1 protein-coding gene is annotated in these 1,265 nt (G+C 28.9%); it reads right to left on the reverse strand.

Features of this window, described 5'->3' with window-relative positions; all coding sequences use genetic code 11:
- Window positions 1-290: 290 nt before the first annotated feature.
- A complete protein-coding gene (locus tag CN514_RS27055; protein ID WP_483295026.1) occupies window positions 291-371 on the reverse strand; it encodes a hypothetical protein in 81 nt (26 codons plus the stop codon).
- Window positions 372-1,265: the final 894 nt, after the last annotated feature.

Raw genomic sequence — 1,265 nt, forward strand, 5'->3', positions numbered from 1 at the left:
ATGATTGCAAGCATTTCTTTACATAAAATTAATAAAAGTTTTGTAATCTTTTTTAAGATACTATTTATAGCTCTGTTAAATGTTAGTGTTGATTTTTAGATGTATTAAAAGGAAGCACTCCAAATTGCCGCTTCACCTTCTTATTTCAATTAAAAACCTTCTCAATATTAAATTTGTCATAATCCAAGTTCTATTCATTGTAAGTAAATATCATATCTATCTCTTATTGTGTCGGGTAAAGTTGCCAATATATCACACCTTCTGTCTTCTTATACGTGAAAGATCGATTTCTAGTTACTATTTATAAAACTTACTCTATGAAAAACCCTCAGATTAATTCCCAAATCTTGATTGCATATTGCTTTTAGCAAAGAATTGTATTTGAATTCATTCGCTTATATTTTAAACTAAACCTATGAGTTTTAAATTTTCTTTTTTCATCATCTTCAGGAAAAACATACGGCTTCGTTTAATGCTTATACAATAGTGACTTCTCTACATATAGTGAAGATTACTTTAATTTTACGTTTAATTTGTTTACCTCTATCAAAATCATTTACATCCATTGCGACAAGTTCATATCCGTTTGGAGAGTGTTTCGTTTCAAATAAAGTGATTACTCTTTTATAACAAATCCAATATATATGGGTTGTAAGATAATCATAACCCTTTTCCACTCTAACCTAAGTTTAAATAGCATGCCAATATCCCAATTTTAATACAAAGGTAGTCTAAGTTATAAGGTAGGAAATTGCTTCTTCCAAGAAGTAGTTAAGTATCATTCTAACACCTCTAAATTTAATTTCAAATAACAAAGTCTCAAAATTGGGTCTGGACAAACGCAAACAATCATAAGTAACTGTCATTTCAAAAACAAAATGTTGTGAGTAATCAATCTTTAATACTGAGACATTCAACAAACTAAACCAAACTAAGTAATTACAAGATACTTTGTAGCTACTCCTATAAGCGGTCTAAACATTATTTCATTCGAGAATGTAGACCATTTACATTTTGAATATGAATGAAATTTTTTATTACACGTTTCACTTCGGTAGATAGAATGCGATGATTTTATTCCCATTTTCTTTATCGTATCATATCCTCCAACACAAACTTAATCGTGTCATCTGACTTTTGATCATTCCTTTACTTGATTTCTATTTAATAAGTAAAATTTTGAATAAATCTATCGTTTTCATATTCCAACACAAAAAAACATCAGCCTATTAGCTGATGTTTCTGTTTACCAGGCGACGTTCTAC

This window comes from Bacillus sp. AFS001701 (assembly GCF_002559405.1).
Taxonomy (GTDB): domain Bacteria; phylum Bacillota; class Bacilli; order Bacillales; family Bacillaceae_G; genus Gottfriedia.